Below are 15,937 nucleotides of genomic sequence, written 5' to 3'. Positions count from 1 at the left end.
CTTAGTTAGCAGTATATAAGCACGAGTAATAAAAAAACCCAGCAAGTATGTGCAACTTGCTGGGCTTAAGTTTAGGTTTAAACCGCTATTAAAATAACGACTCAAAGTCACCATTAGGAAATAATACCCCTGGAATACCACGTACTGCGGTTACATCTGCAATTTTTGTATCGCCTAAATACAAGCCACCGCTGTAATTGCTGCCCGCCTGTTTAACATCTAGCCAGCGACCGTTTTCACCTTTTGCAGTTAAACTAATGTTGCTATTTACTTCTCTAATACGCAAATCTAAGGCTTTTTGTTTTACGCTAATAAAAACATCACTACTGGTAAGCTGCGATAAATCAATAACATCTCCTACATACGCTAAGCTAAAATCACTCGCACCACCCAACGGCAAAGCTAGCCCTAAGCCAAACATTAAATCATCGTTTTCCTCACCAGTGAGTGGCGATGCTTCTAATGCCGTAATATGAAAAGGTGTCGTTTGAATATCACTTTGAAACTGCCCTTCAAAATCAAATGCAGATAAAGAGGTCACTTCCTGTGCAAAAGCAGTAACAAATCGATTTAGATCTAATGATAACTCACCTGTAAGCTCACCAGATTGCTTAGCAATAACAACATCAGTTGTAATATTAGCGATACCTGTTTGCGCATCGGGTAATAATTCACTTTGCTCACTTGTCCCATCAAATTCAACCAGCAACTCACTTACATCAACATCTAAACGCGTATCGCCGTTAACAACAAAAGCACTCATTACCCCTTCCACTTTATCACCGAGTACGCCACTGACTCTAAAGGTAGGAATAGACATCTCTATATTTACAGGCAAACCGTCATAAGTACCTGTAATTAGCCATTCGTAGGGTGATGTAGAGTAACTAATATCAAGATTGCGTAACGTGTACTGCCCTTCGCTTGCTGAAACTTCCGCAAGCGGCGAGTAATTAATGAGTACTTCATTAATTACTTCAGCAAGTACAGTAATTGCTTTTTGAGTATCATCATCAAGTGCGCTTTCTAATTGCTCAAGTTTTACGTCTAAATCGTCAGCGTAGGTTGTGTCTTGTAAACGAACAACACCAAGTACATCTCTTACATTTTCAAGTAATTCGCGTGACTCTAGTAGTTGCTCAGATTCGACTTTTTGTTGCCAATTAGTGTAACTAGTCACACTGGCAATAGTTTGCTTAACTTGACCAGCTACACTTTGAATTAAACCATTGCCTTGTTCACTGTAAAGGTTATCTGCAATGTATTGATCAGCTAAATTACTGTAGGTTTGCCAAGCACTGGTGTCATCCTGCTCGGTAATAAAATCATTAAATGCAGTAGCTAAATCAAAGTCATCAACAGCCACGCCAGCTACAATTGCACCATAGGTAAATGCATTAGCAACAATTTCAGCCTCTAAGGTATTACTTAAGTTACTGTGTGTGAGTTGATAAAACGGGCTTGCCGATAAACTAGCAAGAGTAGCATCAATATTAGCTTCATTAATTACAGTACTTAAAGGCGAGAAAAACACCTCATTAACGCCAGGCGCAACATAAGCACGGGCGGCATAATTTAAATTAACACCGGTTATCTCTTCAAAATCAATTAAACGGTTCTCGTTTATATCGTTTACATCGCCGCGCAACGTTCTGCCGCAGCCTGTAAAGCGTGGGCATGGCAAAGCACTATCGTCAGGTATAAATTCAAATGTATAAAAATTAAGAGGCGATACGCTCACGCTAGCGGTATTTATATTTTCAACTGCAACAGATTCAACGACATTGCCTTGGCTGTCTAATTGATTAAGCGTACCTTTAGCTGATTGCCACTGAGGCACATAAAAGTTTACGGTAGAAGTAGATGCAACGCTTATTTCAACCACTTCGTCATTACTATCATTTGAAGAGCCGCCACAGCCACTAAGCGCTACAGCAACTGACAAAGGTAAAAGTTTTTTTAACATCTTCATTCCTTAAAACTTAATGTTCATGTACCAATTTACATTCGCATAATAAGCTTTATCTAAATCTAAGCTGTCGGTTTGTAAATTAAGGCCAAAGTACTCGTTTTCAATTCCGACTAAAAACGCTTCACTTTTTGTTTCATAGCCAGCTTGTACTTTCCAATGATCCCAAAAATGAATACGTCCTTTTAGCTGGCTAAACGTATCTTCGTCATATTGTTTTATTGTTAGCGCAGTTGAATATCGAGAGTTAATTCTGTAATCAGCAAAAGCGGTAATACGCATTTCCATATCAAGTGTGTGCGACTGGGTATTACCAAAAGCAGATGTTTGTAGTGACACAGTAGGTGTTGATACAACACTCCCATTCTCATCTTCACTAAAAGGAATTTCTGTTGTTTGCCCTTTTACCGAGCCGGTATCATCAAAATCAGTTTTATAAAGTAGATCTTTTACACTTAGGCCTACTTTTAAATCGTCATTTACTTGCCAATCAGCAAAAATATCTAAGCTATAACCTAAGCCTTCTGGGTTTTCAGAGGGGGTAAATTTTTTAAATAAAATATCTTTCGAAAAATTATAATCAGCTGTAATGCTACCTTCAACATCGTCACTAAATATTCGCCCATCTACAGAGGCATCTTGAAAATGTGTACTAGCAAACACAGACACTTTAGGTGTGATAGTTAACGCGTTTTTATCTAAAAACTTAAAATCGTATGAAACAAATACCCCATTAGAGGTAACTTGTTTTGCATCTAATTGGTACGTGTAAAATCGCTCTTCAAAGGGTAAATCGTTTTTTTCTAAATATGTATAAAGTGCAGTGTCTGGATCAAAGTTAAGTACATAGTCATAGCGGCTTTGCAGACCAACTTTAAAGTTGTTGTAACCTACCCCAATTTCAAAAATATTATAAGTAAATGCACTATCGCCAGACTTAATAGGCTCGTCAAAATCATCTACAAATGCTTGTACTGGCTGTGCCTCAGTGTAAATTTCGGCGTCAAAGTGAGTAAATATTTGAAATTGATTATTTGCAGAAGCTAGAGGTGAAAGTAGAGCAGTTGAAAATCCTAACAAGAGAATTTTTTTTTTCATAATTTAATCGCTTTCTATAAAAAAAGGGAAAAGCGCAGCGCTTTTCCCTTTTATAGTTTAAGTATTAGTTAGATGAGTCAATTAAAGTCACATCTGTGTACTCAATTACTTCATCATCAATGTAAGTAATCGAAACACCATTTGTAACTTTAGTTGCTGTACCAAAGGTCATCATCATGCCGTCGTACATTGCTTTAACGTCGCCCATGTAGCCAGCTGACTCAGTACCCGACATAGATAGCGTGTAACCCATTGCAGCGTCACCATTAACTTTTATTTCAAGCATGGTCATATCTTCATCACCACTGCTATCCACTTCAGACATTACGCTAAAGTCTAAGTCGCCAGACATACCTGCTAGTTCTAACATTGCAGAATCGGTTTCTTCCATACCGCTAAGGTTTAGCGTACCCATAAAGCCTGAGTCACCGTCCATAATCTCAACACGGTTCCATGCTTGCGCCATAGTCAGCTCAGCATCGTCAATCGTATCTGCGGTTACAGCACCGTCAAAGGTAAATACTAAACACGAATCAATTTGTGTTGAATCGGTAATAGTACCATCAGCAAATGCTTGACACTCTTCAAGTGCAGCTGCAGCCTCACCTGTTACAAGCTCTACTGTTGCATCGCTGTCGGTCTCTAGCATGCCACCCCAAGCAACAACAAGCTGGTCATCTTGATACGCTGCTGATGCAGTGATCTCGCTACCAGTTGTTGAGTTTGTAAGCATTAGCGTTAAGTCGTCTAGGCTGTAATCGTAGTCCCACTCAGGGTGAGTTGTTGACGTACCTTCACCAGAATTCCCCATGTCGGCAAGCTCTTCAAACACATCAAATAACACTTCAGCTGTATCGTAAAGTGCATCGCCACCCGTGCTTGTTAATACCGTCATTGTAGAAAGTGACATTGACGTTTCTTTAACAGATGCTGTAGCTACTGCAAGGTCTGCTTCTGCTTGTAAGCTGAGCGCTGTTACAAGTTGCTCGTTTGCAAGATCAGCTTGTATTTGTGCTGCTTCAGCCATCGTATTTGCGCTTGCAATTAAGTCATCAGCTTCAGCCGTATCAGCTTCAGTCACTGCTACAGCTTTATATTCAGTTGCTGCTTCTAAAGCTTGTTCAATCGCAAGTTCAAGCGCATCTACAGCAGCAGAAAAATCAGAAGCAGCAGTAACCGCAGCATCAACTAAAGCAACCGTTGCTTGAGCATCGTCACCCGAGTCAACAGCAGCTTGTGCAGCATCAAGCGCACTTGTTGAAGCAGCTTCTGCAGTATTAGCAGCTGTTTTCTTTTCACCTGCAACATCGGCAGTGTTCATAGCAACTTCTTTAGCGGCTGCTACTTCAACCTCGTAATCAGTAATAGCGTCTTGCGCATCAATTACTAACTGCGCAATTGCTGCATCGTAATCACTTAGGTTTTCTACTTCTTCTAAGGCTGCGTCTTGCAAATCAGTTGCAGTATCAAGTACACCTTGGTAGTCAGAGCTTTGAGCTACAAGTAAAGAAGCCGTGCTAACATAGCCCTGTGATTTAACATATAAAATATCAGCCATATTTGATAAGTCAGCAGCTTCTGCTTCGTTTTCAAGCGCTGCCACAGCTGCAACAAATGCAATTGCAGTATCGGCATCGGTAATTGCATCACCGCCTAGAGCTTGAACATCAGCAAGCATTGCTTCAGCAGCATCTACCGATGCTTGAAGTTCTGTAAGCTCAGTAGAAGATGCATCAATTTGTGCTGATAAAGCAACCGCTAAATCTGCAAAAAAGTCATCACCTGCAGCACATTCATCGCCCGTACAACCAAGCTCTTCTAAGGCTTCTTGCACAGTACCTGCAAGCTCTGCTAGTTCTGCATCAGTTGCTGCGCCATTTTTAACTGCGTTGTCTTTTGCAGCTTTTGCTTTAGTTGCAATGCCTGCAGAATTTTGTGCAAATGCAGCTATCTGTGCTGCCGTAGGAGCTGGGATCTTAGCCGCATAAGCCGCTTCAAGGGCTGTTTTAATTGCTGCTTCATCACCTGTTGCAATTGCAACAAACACACTTGCGGTACTTCTAACCGCAGCTTGCAGTGTAGCTGCAACGTCGGTTGTGCTTAAAGTACCTGCTTTAATACCCTCTTTAATGCTAGTCATTACTTCGCTAATTGAAGATAAGCCTTGAATAGATGACGACAGCTGAGCAATTGCTAATACACCTTGTGAAAGTGCTTCTTCACCGTCTACATCACTTAAATCAACTGCACCACCGTTAGATAAATCACCAATAAGCGCCGACAATAATACAGCTGCATCTGGGCCCATTACTTGAATAACCGTATTTAAGCTTGTTGATGCAATTGCATCGGCATCAACATCGTCACCAGCTTCAAGTAGTGCTTGAGCAACTAGTGTCGTTAAAAAGGTAACATTTGCTTTAAACGAACGTGCAACGTTTGCATCACCTGCTGCACCACTTGCACCAGACGCATCGGCTTCTGCTGCTGCAATATATTTAACAACCGAAAGCTCTAGGTCTGCTTTATACCATTCACCAAACTCAATGTTAGTATCACCATCGTTTACATCGTCTGCTTCTGGCGCTTCATCGTAAGTTCCACAACCAACGTAAGCATCACAACGTAAATAACTCTCATCACCTTCTTCAGCTGTAGCAACTGTAATATATACAGGGCCTGTAAAGTCATCTTCAAGGTAAATGCTGTAGCTGCCATTATCGCCAGTTACTAGCGCATCAGGGTTACCTGCAATTTTACTTGCTTCCACTGCCGCATCTGCCGCATCTTGCGACGTTGCTTCTCCAGTGAATGTTTCTGCTTCTGCTGATGCTTCTAATCTAAATGCAACTGGAACACTTTGCCCAGTTTCATCAAGTGTCATCACGCTAACAACGGCACCTTTCATCGCGCCTTTAACAGCTTTACCTGTTATTTCTACGTTAAATTGCGCGTCATCAGATGAAGTAACAGATTCAACTGGAGGAACATAAGTGTTTCTGTCGTTGTCTGAACCACAACCCGCTAAACCTAGTGTGAGTGCAACAGATGCTGCAATTGGGGTAATTTTAGTCATACGCTGTGCCATTTATTTCTCCTTGATAGCCTGCAATGAGTATCAGAAAATTATCTTATTAAATACACGTGTGAATGTTTACAAAAAAACATAAACAGACACACAATAACAACCTTTGTTACTTATTGATTAAAGTAACATTAAGCAATGAGTTTTTGCTACATTTTTATACGTTTTAAGTACAAGTTTTTACCAAAATTTAAACGACGCTTCTTCATAGGCTTTACTATTTTTCAATAACATATGTTAAAACCATTAAGGAGCATCGCTCGTGCATACCTTATATCCACTATATTAAGTGAATATTACATTTAATTTAGTTTGTTAATAATATTCTTCAAGTAAATGCGACAGATACGGTAAAAAAAAACTATCTAAACGCTTATATAATGAAAAAGGATGGGTTTTGTAGGTTTTTTGAAAGGGAGATTTTTAAACACATTGTTTACGTTGTTTAGGTTTAAACTAAACATGTTAAGAGTCAATAACGACTGGAGGTACCGTTAATGACTCAATATAAAACGTTAAAATCAGCTTACTGCAAAGCCCTCACTACGCCCTCCATAAGTACGCGGGCGCTGCGGCTCATACTTGCTTTGGTTACTTGCCAATCACCATCTATTTTTTTAGCTTCTGCGCCTACTTTTAGCGTGCCAGAGGGGTGACCAAAGTTAATTTCGTTCAATGCCCCGCCACCTGCGGCCATATTAACAAGCGTCCCTTCAATAGCCGCGGCTGCGCCAATAGCCACTGCGGCTGTGCCCATCATGGCGTGATGAAGCTTGCCCATAGACATAGCGCGTACTAATAAATCAATTGTTGTAGCTTCAATAAACTTACCACTTGACGCGTTATAATCTAATGGCGCTGCCACAAAGGCCACTTTAGGCGTATGTTGGCGTGTTTGCGCTTCGTTAATATTAGCTATTAACCCCATTTTTACTGCGCCGTAAGCACGTATTGTTTCAAGTTTTTTAAGTGCGGCAGTATCATTATTTATGTCATTTTGTAGCTCAGCGCCGGTGTAGCCAATATCGCTTGCATTAATAAACACAGTAGGAATACCCGCGTTTATCATAGTAGCTTTTAAAGTACCAACTCCTGGTACTTCTAAGTCATCCACTACATTGCCTGTAGGAAATAATGCGCCTTCGCCGTCTGCTGGGTTCAAAAACTCAAGTTTTACCTCAGCGGCAGCAAAGGTAACACCGTCGAGTTCAAAATCACCGGTTTCTTGTACTTCACCATGGGTAATAGGCACATGAACTAAAATACTTTTTTTAATATTAGCTTGCCACACACGCACAATAGCAACGCCGTTGTCGGGCACTTTACTTTTGTCGACTAAGCCATTCGTTATTGCAAATGCACCTACGGCTGAGGTTAAGTTACCGCAGTTACCGCTCCAATCTATGAAAGGTTTATCTATTGCCACTTGGCCAAATAAATAGTCTACATCGTGATTAGGTTGCTCGCTTTTACTTAAAATAACCGTTTTACTGGTACTTGATGTAGCACCGCCCATGCCATCGGTTTGTTTACCGTAAGGATCGGGGCTGCCAATTATGCGTAACAGTAAGTTATCGCGCGCCTCACCGGCCTCTTGCGCCGATTTTGGTAAATCGGTTAATTTAAAAAACACGCCTTTACTGGTGCCGCCACGCATGTAAGTTGCTGGTACTTTAATTTGTGGTTTAAACATAATGCACGCCCCTTATGCTGATTGCGTTGCTTCTAAAAAGTCTTGTGCAAAACGCTGTAATACACCACCAGCAGCATAAATAGAAAGCTCCTCTTGGGTATCAAGTCGGCACTTCATAGGTACAGTTAGCACCTCACCATTTTTACGCGTAATCACTAAATCAATGGTAGCACCAGGCGTTGGCTCGCCTTTTACATCAAAGCTTTCGCTGCCATCAATGTTAAGGGTTTTGCGGGTAGTGCCTGGTTTAAATTCAAGGGGTAATACCCCCATACCAATTAAGTTAGTACGGTGTATGCGCTCAAAGCCTTCTGCGGCTATCACTTCAACGCCTGCAAGCCTTACGCCTTTTGCAGCCCAATCGCGAGACGAGCCTTGGCCATAATCGGCACCCGCTACAATTATTAGCGGCTGTTTACGCTGCATATAAGCTTCAATTGCTTCCCACATGCGGGTATTAGTGCCTTGAGGCTCTAAACGCGCGTATGAACCTTGTTTAACTTCCCCGTTTTCATCACGTACCATTTCGTTTAACAATTTAGGGTTTGCAAACGTGGCGCGCTGCGCGGTTAAGTGATCCCCGCGGTGGGTTGCATACGAGTTAAAATCCTCTTCAGGGACATTCATTTTAGTTAAGTATTCACCCGCAGCACTGCTTGCCATAATTGCGTTTGATGGCGATAAATGATCTGTTGTAATGTTATCGCCAAGTACAGCAAGAGCGCGCATGCCGGTCATGGTGCGCTCACCTGCAAGGGCGCCTTCCCAATATGGCGGTCGGCGAATATACGTACTTTGCTCGCGCCAGTCATAAAGTGGGTCGTTGTCTTCACCGTAATCTACGGTTAAATCAAACATAGGCTCGTACACTTTTTTAAATTGCTCTGGCTTAACGCTTTGTTTTATTACTTCATCTATTTCTTCATCGCTTGGCCATAAATCTTTTAGCGTTATATTGTTGCCGTGTTGATCTTGCCCTAAACTATCTTTTTCAATATCAAAACGAATAGTGCCGGCAATAGCATAAGCTACAACTAATGGCGGTGACGCTAAAAACGCTTGCTTAGCATAGGGATGAATACGCCCATCAAAGTTACGATTGCCCGAAAGCACCGCTGTTGCGTATAAATCGCGATCGATTACTTCTTGTTGAATTACGGGGTCAAGCGCGCCGCTCATGCCGTTACAAGTAGTACAGGCAAAACCCACAATACCAAAACCAAGCTTTTCAAGTTCTGGAAGTAAGTTTGCCTCTTCAAGGTATGATTGCACCGCTTTAGAACCGGGCGCGAGTGAGGTTTTAACCCATGGTTTACGCATCAAGCCTTTGGCATTTGCATTGCGCGCAATAAGGCCTGCAGCAATTACGTTGCGCGGATTACTGGTGTTAGTACAGCTGGTAATAGCGGCAATAATACATGCGCCATCTGGCATTAAGCCTTCATTGTTTTCAACCTTGCCTGATATACCTTCTTTTGCTAAATCGCTCGTTGATACACGGCGGTGTGGGTTCGAAGGCCCAGCAATATTGCGCCCAACACTCGATAAATCAAACTTAAGCACCCGCTCGTATTTTGCTGTTTTTAAACTATCGCTCCAAAGGCCTGCCGTTTTAGCGTAGTTTTCTACAAGCGCTATTTGCTCTTCATCGCGACCTGTTAAACGTAAATAGTCTATTGTTTTATCGTCTATATAAAACATGGCCGCAGTTGCGCCAAATTCTGGCGTCATGTTTGAAATGGTTGCTCTGTCACCAAGGGTGAGTGCATCAGCACCTTCGCCGTAAAATTCTAAATAGGTCGAAACCACACGCTTAGCGCGTAAAAATTCAGTAATAGCTAATACTATATCGGTTGCAGTAATACCTGGCTGGCGAGTACCTGTAAGCTCAACACCTACAATGTCAGGCAAGCGCATGTACGAGGCACGGCCAAGCATTACGCTTTCGGCTTCAAGCCCACCTACACCTACAGCAATTACGCCAAGTGCATCAACATGCGGGGTGTGGCTATCGGTGCCTACTAAGGTATCGGGGAATGCAATGCCATCGCGGTTTTGAATAACAGGCGACATTTTTTCAAGGTTAATTTGATGCATAATGCCGTTACCAGGCGGAATAACATCAATATTTTTAAAGGCGGTTTTAGTCCAGTTTATAAAGTGAAAACGGTCATCGTTGCGTCTATCTTCTATGGCGCGGTTTTTTTCAAATGCGTCGGCCTCAAAACCGGCATGCTCAACCGCTAATGAGTGATCAACAATAAGCTGTGTTGGCACTACCGGATTCACTTTAGCCGGATCCCCGCCTTTGGCAGCAATGGCATCGCGCAGGCCAGCTAAATCAACTAAAGCGGTTTGGCCTAAAATATCGTGGCACACCACGCGCGCCGGATACCACGGAAAATCTAAATCTTGTTTACGCTCAATAAGTTGATTAAGCGCATCGGTTAGCATATCGGGCTCACAGCGGCGTACTAAGTTTTCGGCAAGTACACGTGATGTGTAAGGCAATGTAGCGTAGGCACCTGGTTTTATTGCATCTACCGCAGCTTGCGTGTCGTAGTAGTCTACATTTGAGCCGGGTAAGGGTTTTCGGTATTGGGTGTTGTTAATTATGGTCATAATATCTGTTCGCTAATAGGTGACGGGAAATAAAAGGCAAAAAGGTGAGCGTGTTGCTCACCCTATACCAATGCGCTTAATTAAGTATTATTACGGATTGGTATTATGTGTAACTAATCAGCCTCTTGATTCAATTGGCGTATAGCTGCGCGCCTCTGGCCCTGTATAATCTGCACTTGGGCGAATAATACGGTTATTAGCACGCTGCTCTTTAACATGTGCAGTCCAGCCTGTAACACGGCTCATCACAAATATTGGCGTAAACAATTTGGTCGGAATATCCATAAAGTGATATGCCGATGCATGGAAAAAATCGGCATTACAAAATAGTTTTTTCTCGCGCCACATAACCTCTTCACACCTAACCGACACTGGGTAAAGCACATCATCACCCACCTCAGCCGCTAGCTTTTCAGAGAACTTTTTAATAATAACGTTACGTGGGTCTGACTCACGGTAAATAGCGTGGCCAAAGCCCATAATTTTATCTTTACGCTCAAGCATACCCATAATTTCTTGCTCTGCGTGATCCGCACTTGTAAAGTTTTGAATCATATCCATAGCGGCTTCGTTTGCACCACCATGTAGTGGCCCGCGTAGCGTGCCAATAGCGCCGGTTACACAAGAATGAATATCAGAAAGCGTTGATGCACACACGCGCCCCGTAAAAGTAGAGGCATTAAATTCATGCTCTGCGTACAAAATTAGCGACACATTCATTACTTGTGCAAAAAGCTCACTCGGTGCTTTGTCGTGTAATAAATTTAAAAAGTGTGCGCCTACTGAGTCGTCATCGGTTTGCGTTTCAATACGAACGCCATCGTGTGTAAAGCGGTACCAGTAACAAATAATACTTGGGAAGAGCGCAACCATGCGGTCTATGGCATCGTTTGCTTGGCTAAAATCAAGTTCCATTTCTAGGTTACCTAACATAGAGCAACCGGTACGCATAACATCCATTGGGTGCGCGTCTTTAGGAATATTTTCAAGCACGGTTTTTAGCGCATCTGGCAGACCACGTAAGCTTTTTAGTTTAGCTTTATATTCAGCTAGTTCACTGGCTGTTGGTAACTCGCCGCGCGAAAGTAAAAATGACACTTCTTCAAACTGTGCTTTTTCGGCAAGTTCGCTAATATCGTAACCACAATACGTTAAACCAGAGCCTGTTTGCCCTACTGTACATAATGCTGTTTGCCCTGCTACTTGGCCGCGTAAGCCTGCACCGCCTAATGCTTTATCTACCATGATCTTCTCCTATCTTAAATTTGTGTGTGTTTTAATTATTATTTGTCAGATTTTGATGAAAAAAGGTTATCGAGTGTATTTTCGTATGTGTGGTAATCTAAAAAGTCGTAAAGCTCGGCGCGTGTTTGCATGTTCTCAATTTCGCTTTGCTGAGAGCCTTCATTTAAAATCGCAGAGTACACATTAAGCGCTGCTTTATTCATAGCTCTAAACGCACTAAGTGGGTAAAGCACCATTTCAACACCGACCTCACTTAACTGTTCTTTGGTGTAAATAGGTGTTTGGCCAAACTCAGTAATGTTAGCCAAAATAGGCACGTTTAACGCGTCAGAAAACGCTTGATAATCGGCAAGGTCGTGCACGGCTTCAGCAAAAATTGCGTCTGCACCAGCCTCAACACAGGCAGCTGCGCGATCAATTGCGGCATTTAAGCCTTCTTTTTGAAACGCATCGGTGCGGGCCATAATGTAAAAGTCGCTATCGGTTTTCGCATCAACCGCCGCTTTAATACGGTCAACCATTTCACCTTGGCTTACAATTTCTTTATTAGGGCGATGGCCGCAACGCTTTTGCGCTACTTGATCTTCAATATGAAAACCCGCTGCGCCTGCTTTGGTCATTTCTTTAACGGTACGGGCAATATTAAACGCACCGCCCCAGCCTGTATCGGCATCTACTAGTAGTGGCAAATCGCTTGCACCAGTAATACGGCGAATATCTTCAAGCACGTTATCAAGGCTAGTCATACCTAAATCGGGCATACCGTAAGACGCGTTCGCAACACCGGCACCAGAGAGATAAATAGCTTGGTGGCCCATTTTTTCCGCCATCATGGCTGTGTAGGCATTTATAGTACCTACCACCTGCAATGGACGGTTATTAGCAATAGCCTGTTTAAATTTTAATCCTGCTGACATTACTTTCTCCTCACTTTGAACGGTTGCTACTTGGAGTAACTTATATTTTTAATCTTAAATTGTGACTGTTTTTAACTTTTAGCTGTTAGCTGTTAGCTTTTAGCTTTTAGCTTTTAGCTTTTAGCTTTTAGCTTTTAGCTTTTAGCTTTTAGCTTTTAGCTTTTAGCTTTTAGCAAAGTGTTTTGTTTGCTTATTCAGCAAATCAAATTTGGTTTGAATATTGGCTTGCGATGCACTTATATGTCGTTTCATCAGCATTTCTGCAAGTTCACCATCGTGGTTTTCTATTGCGTTAATAATGGCTAAATGCTCGTCAAACGCTTTAGATACGCGCGGCCCCACCATACCCATTTGCACACGGTACATACGAATTAACTGATAAAGCCCATTACACAACAAATGTATAAGGTGCGCGTTTTTACTGCCTTTAATAATGCGATAATGAAAGTCTAAATCGCCTGCTTCTTGATAGTACGACTCGCCTTCTTTAACGCGCTGCGTTTGTAAATGCTGATTGAGTAATTGCTTTAGGCTTTTAACCTCGTCGGCGGCCATATTGTCGGCAGCTAGCCTACATGCCAACCCTTCAAGAGAGCTTCGCACTTGGTATACTTCAATTAAGCGCTCTGCAGTGAGTGCCACTACACGGCAACCTACATTGGCTTTACGCTCAACTAAATAACAGCTTTCTAAACGATTTAATGCTTCTCTGAGGGTGGCACGGCTTACACCGTAACGCTTTGCAAGCTCAGGCTCAGATATTTTACTACCTTGCTCTATACTGCCCTCTACTATTTCACGGCGCATATCTACAAACACTTGATCAGAAGCTGTAGTAATAGGTGTATCGATTAAAAAAGGTTGTGTCATGGCTTATAAGTAAATTGTCGACAATTAATGTGCTAACTATGTGCTTAATAAAAAAACATGTCAACCCTTAACCCTACCTAAATGAGCAAAAAACACATCCATTGTCGACACAGTTAATCTAAAGTCGTATAAAGTTGCTTTAAAATTAAACTAAAAACACAATATGTCGACACGCTAGTAAATTATAAAACCGCTATTTAGCGCTGAAATAGTGCCTTAAAAGTGCTAATATCACGCTTTATTTTTTTAATACGAGCCAACGCGTGAACGCCAACACTTATATTCCTGAGCACTTTATTGACGACGTAAAAACCTATTTACCAGCGCACCTCAATTTAGACGATTTTATAAACGCGTGTCGTCGCCCGCTCAGAAAGTCTATTCGTGTTAATACGTTAAAAATTTCGGTTGAAGAGTTTTTAAAGCGCGCAGAACAAAAAAACTGGCAGCTTACCCCTATACCTTGGTGTAGCGAGGGTTTTTGGCTAGAGCGCCCAAGCGAAGAAGAGCAAAACTTAGCGCTGGGCAATACCGACCTACACCTAAGCGGTGCAATGTATGTGCAAGAAGCAAGCTCAATGCTACCGCCTATGGCACTAAAACACAGTATTAAAAACTCAGATGAAAATAATACCTATGTGCTTGATATGGCATCAGCCCCTGGCTCTAAAACCTCGCAACTTGCCGCACTAATGAATAACCAAGGCGTGTTGATTGCCAACGAGCTTTCGTCATCACGATTAAAAGTACTGAGCGCTACACTAAAACGTATGGGCGTGGGTAACTGTGCGCTTTCGCACTTTGATGGCATCATATTTGGTAACTACATGTTTGAATGCTTTGATAGCATATTACTCGACGCGCCTTGCTCTGGCGAAGGGACAGTACGAAAAGATGCCGACGCACTCAAAAACTGGTCAATAGAATCAAATATTGAGATTGCCCAAGTACAAAAAGACTTAATTAAAAGTGCATTTTACGCATTAAAACCAGGCGGTACACTGGTGTATTCAACCTGTACGCTCACCCCGCTCGAAAATCAAAACGTGTGCGACTACCTACTGAGTGAATTTGGCGACTACATTGAGCCGCAACCACTAAGCGATTTATTTGAAGGCGCAGAAAAAGCAACAACCACTGAGGGTTACTTACATGTATGGCCGCAAACGTACGACAGTGAAGGTTTTTTTATTGCTAAATTTAAAAAACTAGCGAGCTGCAATAACCCAAATCAAACGCTAAAAAAAGGCGCGTTTCCATTTAACGAGTTTGATAAAAAACAAACCACGTTATTTATGAGCGAGCTTAAAAAGCAGTTTGGTTTAAAGACGCTGCCAGGTAAATTAATGCAGCGCGATAAAGAACTGTGGTTATTTCCTGACGGATTTGAAGCCGTGCAAAATAAAATTAAATACGCACGTTTAGGTATTCAACTAGGTATTATTCATAAAAATGGCGTAAGGCTTACCCACGAGTTTGCAACCGTGTTTGGTAATGAATGCAAAAGCAATACGTATGCTTTAACAAACGAGCAAGCAAACGACTACTTTAATGGTAAAGACATACGCCTAGAAGGCATTACAAAAGCCAGCGGCGAAGTAGTATTAACCTTATGTGGCTGCCCTATTGGACTGGGTAAATGGCAAAAAAATAAGATCAAAAATTCTCTACCACGCGATCTTGTGCAAAATACCCAGTTAATAAACTGGGCATAAACCACTCAACACAAAGGTTAACCTGTGCATAATTTTATTAAGCCTTTGTTATTATTTGCGATTAATTAATGAACAAAATTTAGAGTTTTGCAAATTAGTTGACTACACTTGAAAGTACTTTCTTCTTCTCCCTAAGAATTACGAAAGTGTATTTAGTTAGCGCAAGGCTCAACTAAGAGCCATTTGTAGCCCAGAGCTAATAACAATGGCTCTGGGTTTTTTATGTGGTTAGATTTTGTGATTTTTCAAAAGAAGCTTAGAGACGCTGCGCTTTAGAGGATTGGCCAAAAATTCAAATATATCAATTTTTATATATTCTCATTTACTTCTCTCAATGCAAATACACTTTTAACAAGAAGCTGCGCTTCTAACGTGAGCAAGCTCAACGTCTACATAATCAGCTTAAACATATTCCTCGTAGGCGTGAAGCTTGCTCACGCAAAAATTGTTTAAAGCAAACTGCTTTCAAAAATTAAAGCGCCAGCAAGCAAGGCGCCTACAGTAAAATTATTCACAAAGAGGTTAAGAGACGCTTCGGTTTAGAGGGTTGACGAACAAAGCTATTAAGCAGCTTGGCTAATGTCTTCTCATTTACTCCTCATTTCCTTCTCTTTGTGCAATTTGTTTTTAGTAATTTTCACAAAGAGGTTAAGAGACGCTTCGCTTTAGAAGGTTGACGAACAATGTTATTAAGCAGCTTGGCTAATGTCTTCATATTTACTC

General features: G+C 41.7%; 9 protein-coding genes. 1 reads left to right on the top strand and 8 read right to left on the bottom strand.

Annotation, left to right across the window (positions count from 1 at the left end):
• Positions 1 to 88: 88 nt before the first annotated feature.
• The 8 genes from QUE46_RS07115 to QUE46_RS07080 all read right to left on the bottom strand — a co-directional run bounded on the left by QUE46_RS07115 (position 89) and on the right by QUE46_RS07080 (position 13,499).
• Positions 89 to 1,966: a hypothetical protein gene (locus QUE46_RS07115; RefSeq protein WP_286247163.1), complete on the bottom strand. Its 1,878-nt coding sequence runs from the start codon at positions 1,964 to 1,966 to the stop codon at positions 89 to 91.
• A gap of 9 nt (positions 1,967 to 1,975) precedes the next feature.
• Entirely contained in the window at positions 1,976 to 3,067 is a 1,092-nt protein-coding gene (locus QUE46_RS07110; RefSeq protein ID WP_286247161.1) for a hypothetical protein, read from the bottom strand.
• 64 nt (positions 3,068 to 3,131) lie between these two features.
• Positions 3,132 to 6,155 carry a hypothetical protein gene (locus QUE46_RS07105; RefSeq protein WP_286247159.1) on the bottom strand — a complete coding sequence of 1,008 codons (3,024 nt, stop codon included), beginning with the start codon at positions 6,153 to 6,155 and terminating at the stop codon, positions 3,132 to 3,134.
• A gap of 523 nt (positions 6,156 to 6,678) precedes the next feature.
• Positions 6,679 to 7,845, bottom strand: a complete 1,167-nt coding sequence (gene prpF / locus QUE46_RS07100) for a 2-methylaconitate cis-trans isomerase PrpF (RefSeq protein ID WP_286247158.1) — start codon at positions 7,843 to 7,845, stop codon at positions 6,679 to 6,681.
• Positions 7,846 to 7,857: 12 nt separating this feature from the next.
• Complete coding sequence (acnD, locus tag QUE46_RS07095; protein ID WP_286247156.1) at positions 7,858 to 10,467, bottom strand: Fe/S-dependent 2-methylisocitrate dehydratase AcnD; 2,610 nt, start codon at positions 10,465 to 10,467, stop codon at positions 7,858 to 7,860.
• Between the two features lie 117 nt (positions 10,468 to 10,584).
• Entirely contained in the window at positions 10,585 to 11,712 is a 1,128-nt protein-coding gene (gene prpC / locus QUE46_RS07090) for a 2-methylcitrate synthase (protein ID WP_286247154.1), read from the bottom strand.
• A gap of 38 nt (positions 11,713 to 11,750) precedes the next feature.
• Complete coding sequence (gene prpB, locus QUE46_RS07085; protein WP_286247153.1) at positions 11,751 to 12,629, bottom strand: methylisocitrate lyase; 879 nt, start codon at positions 12,627 to 12,629, stop codon at positions 11,751 to 11,753.
• A gap of 162 nt (positions 12,630 to 12,791) precedes the next feature.
• Positions 12,792 to 13,499 (bottom strand): GntR family transcriptional regulator, encoded by a 708-nt coding sequence (locus QUE46_RS07080; protein ID WP_286247151.1) that lies wholly within the window; start codon positions 13,497 to 13,499, stop codon positions 12,792 to 12,794.
• A gap of 263 nt (positions 13,500 to 13,762) precedes the next feature.
• Here QUE46_RS07080 and rsmF point away from each other — a divergent pair, with 263 nt between their 5' ends.
• Complete coding sequence (gene rsmF, locus QUE46_RS07075; RefSeq protein ID WP_286247148.1) at positions 13,763 to 15,214, top strand: 16S rRNA (cytosine(1407)-C(5))-methyltransferase RsmF; 1,452 nt, start codon at positions 13,763 to 13,765, stop codon at positions 15,212 to 15,214.
• Positions 15,215 to 15,937: the final 723 nt, after the last annotated feature.

This window comes from Pseudoalteromonas sp. MM1 (assembly GCF_030296835.1).
Taxonomy (GTDB): domain Bacteria; phylum Pseudomonadota; class Gammaproteobacteria; order Enterobacterales; family Alteromonadaceae; genus Pseudoalteromonas.
The sequence above is the reverse complement of the archived record's forward strand: the minus strand, read 5'-3'. Positions and strand labels throughout refer to the sequence as shown.

Coding starts and splice junctions, on each gene's coding strand:
- QUE46_RS07110 (WP_286247161.1), bottom strand. CDS start 3,067: ATGAAAAAAAAAATTCTCTTGTTAGGATTTTCAACTGCTCTACTTTCA.
- prpC (WP_286247154.1), bottom strand. CDS start 11,712: ATGGTAGATAAAGCATTAGGCGGTGCAGGCTTACGCGGCCAAGTAGCA.
- QUE46_RS07080 (WP_286247151.1), bottom strand. CDS start 13,499: ATGACACAACCTTTTTTAATCGATACACCTATTACTACAGCTTCTGAT.
- prpF (WP_286247158.1), bottom strand. CDS start 7,845: ATGTTTAAACCACAAATTAAAGTACCAGCAACTTACATGCGTGGCGGC.
- QUE46_RS07115 (WP_286247163.1), bottom strand. CDS start 1,966: ATGTTAAAAAAACTTTTACCTTTGTCAGTTGCTGTAGCGCTTAGTGGC.
- prpB (WP_286247153.1), bottom strand. CDS start 12,629: ATGTCAGCAGGATTAAAATTTAAACAGGCTATTGCTAATAACCGTCCA.
- acnD (WP_286247156.1), bottom strand. CDS start 10,467: ATGACCATAATTAACAACACCCAATACCGAAAACCCTTACCCGGCTCA.
- QUE46_RS07105 (WP_286247159.1), bottom strand. CDS start 6,155: ATGGCACAGCGTATGACTAAAATTACCCCAATTGCAGCATCTGTTGCA.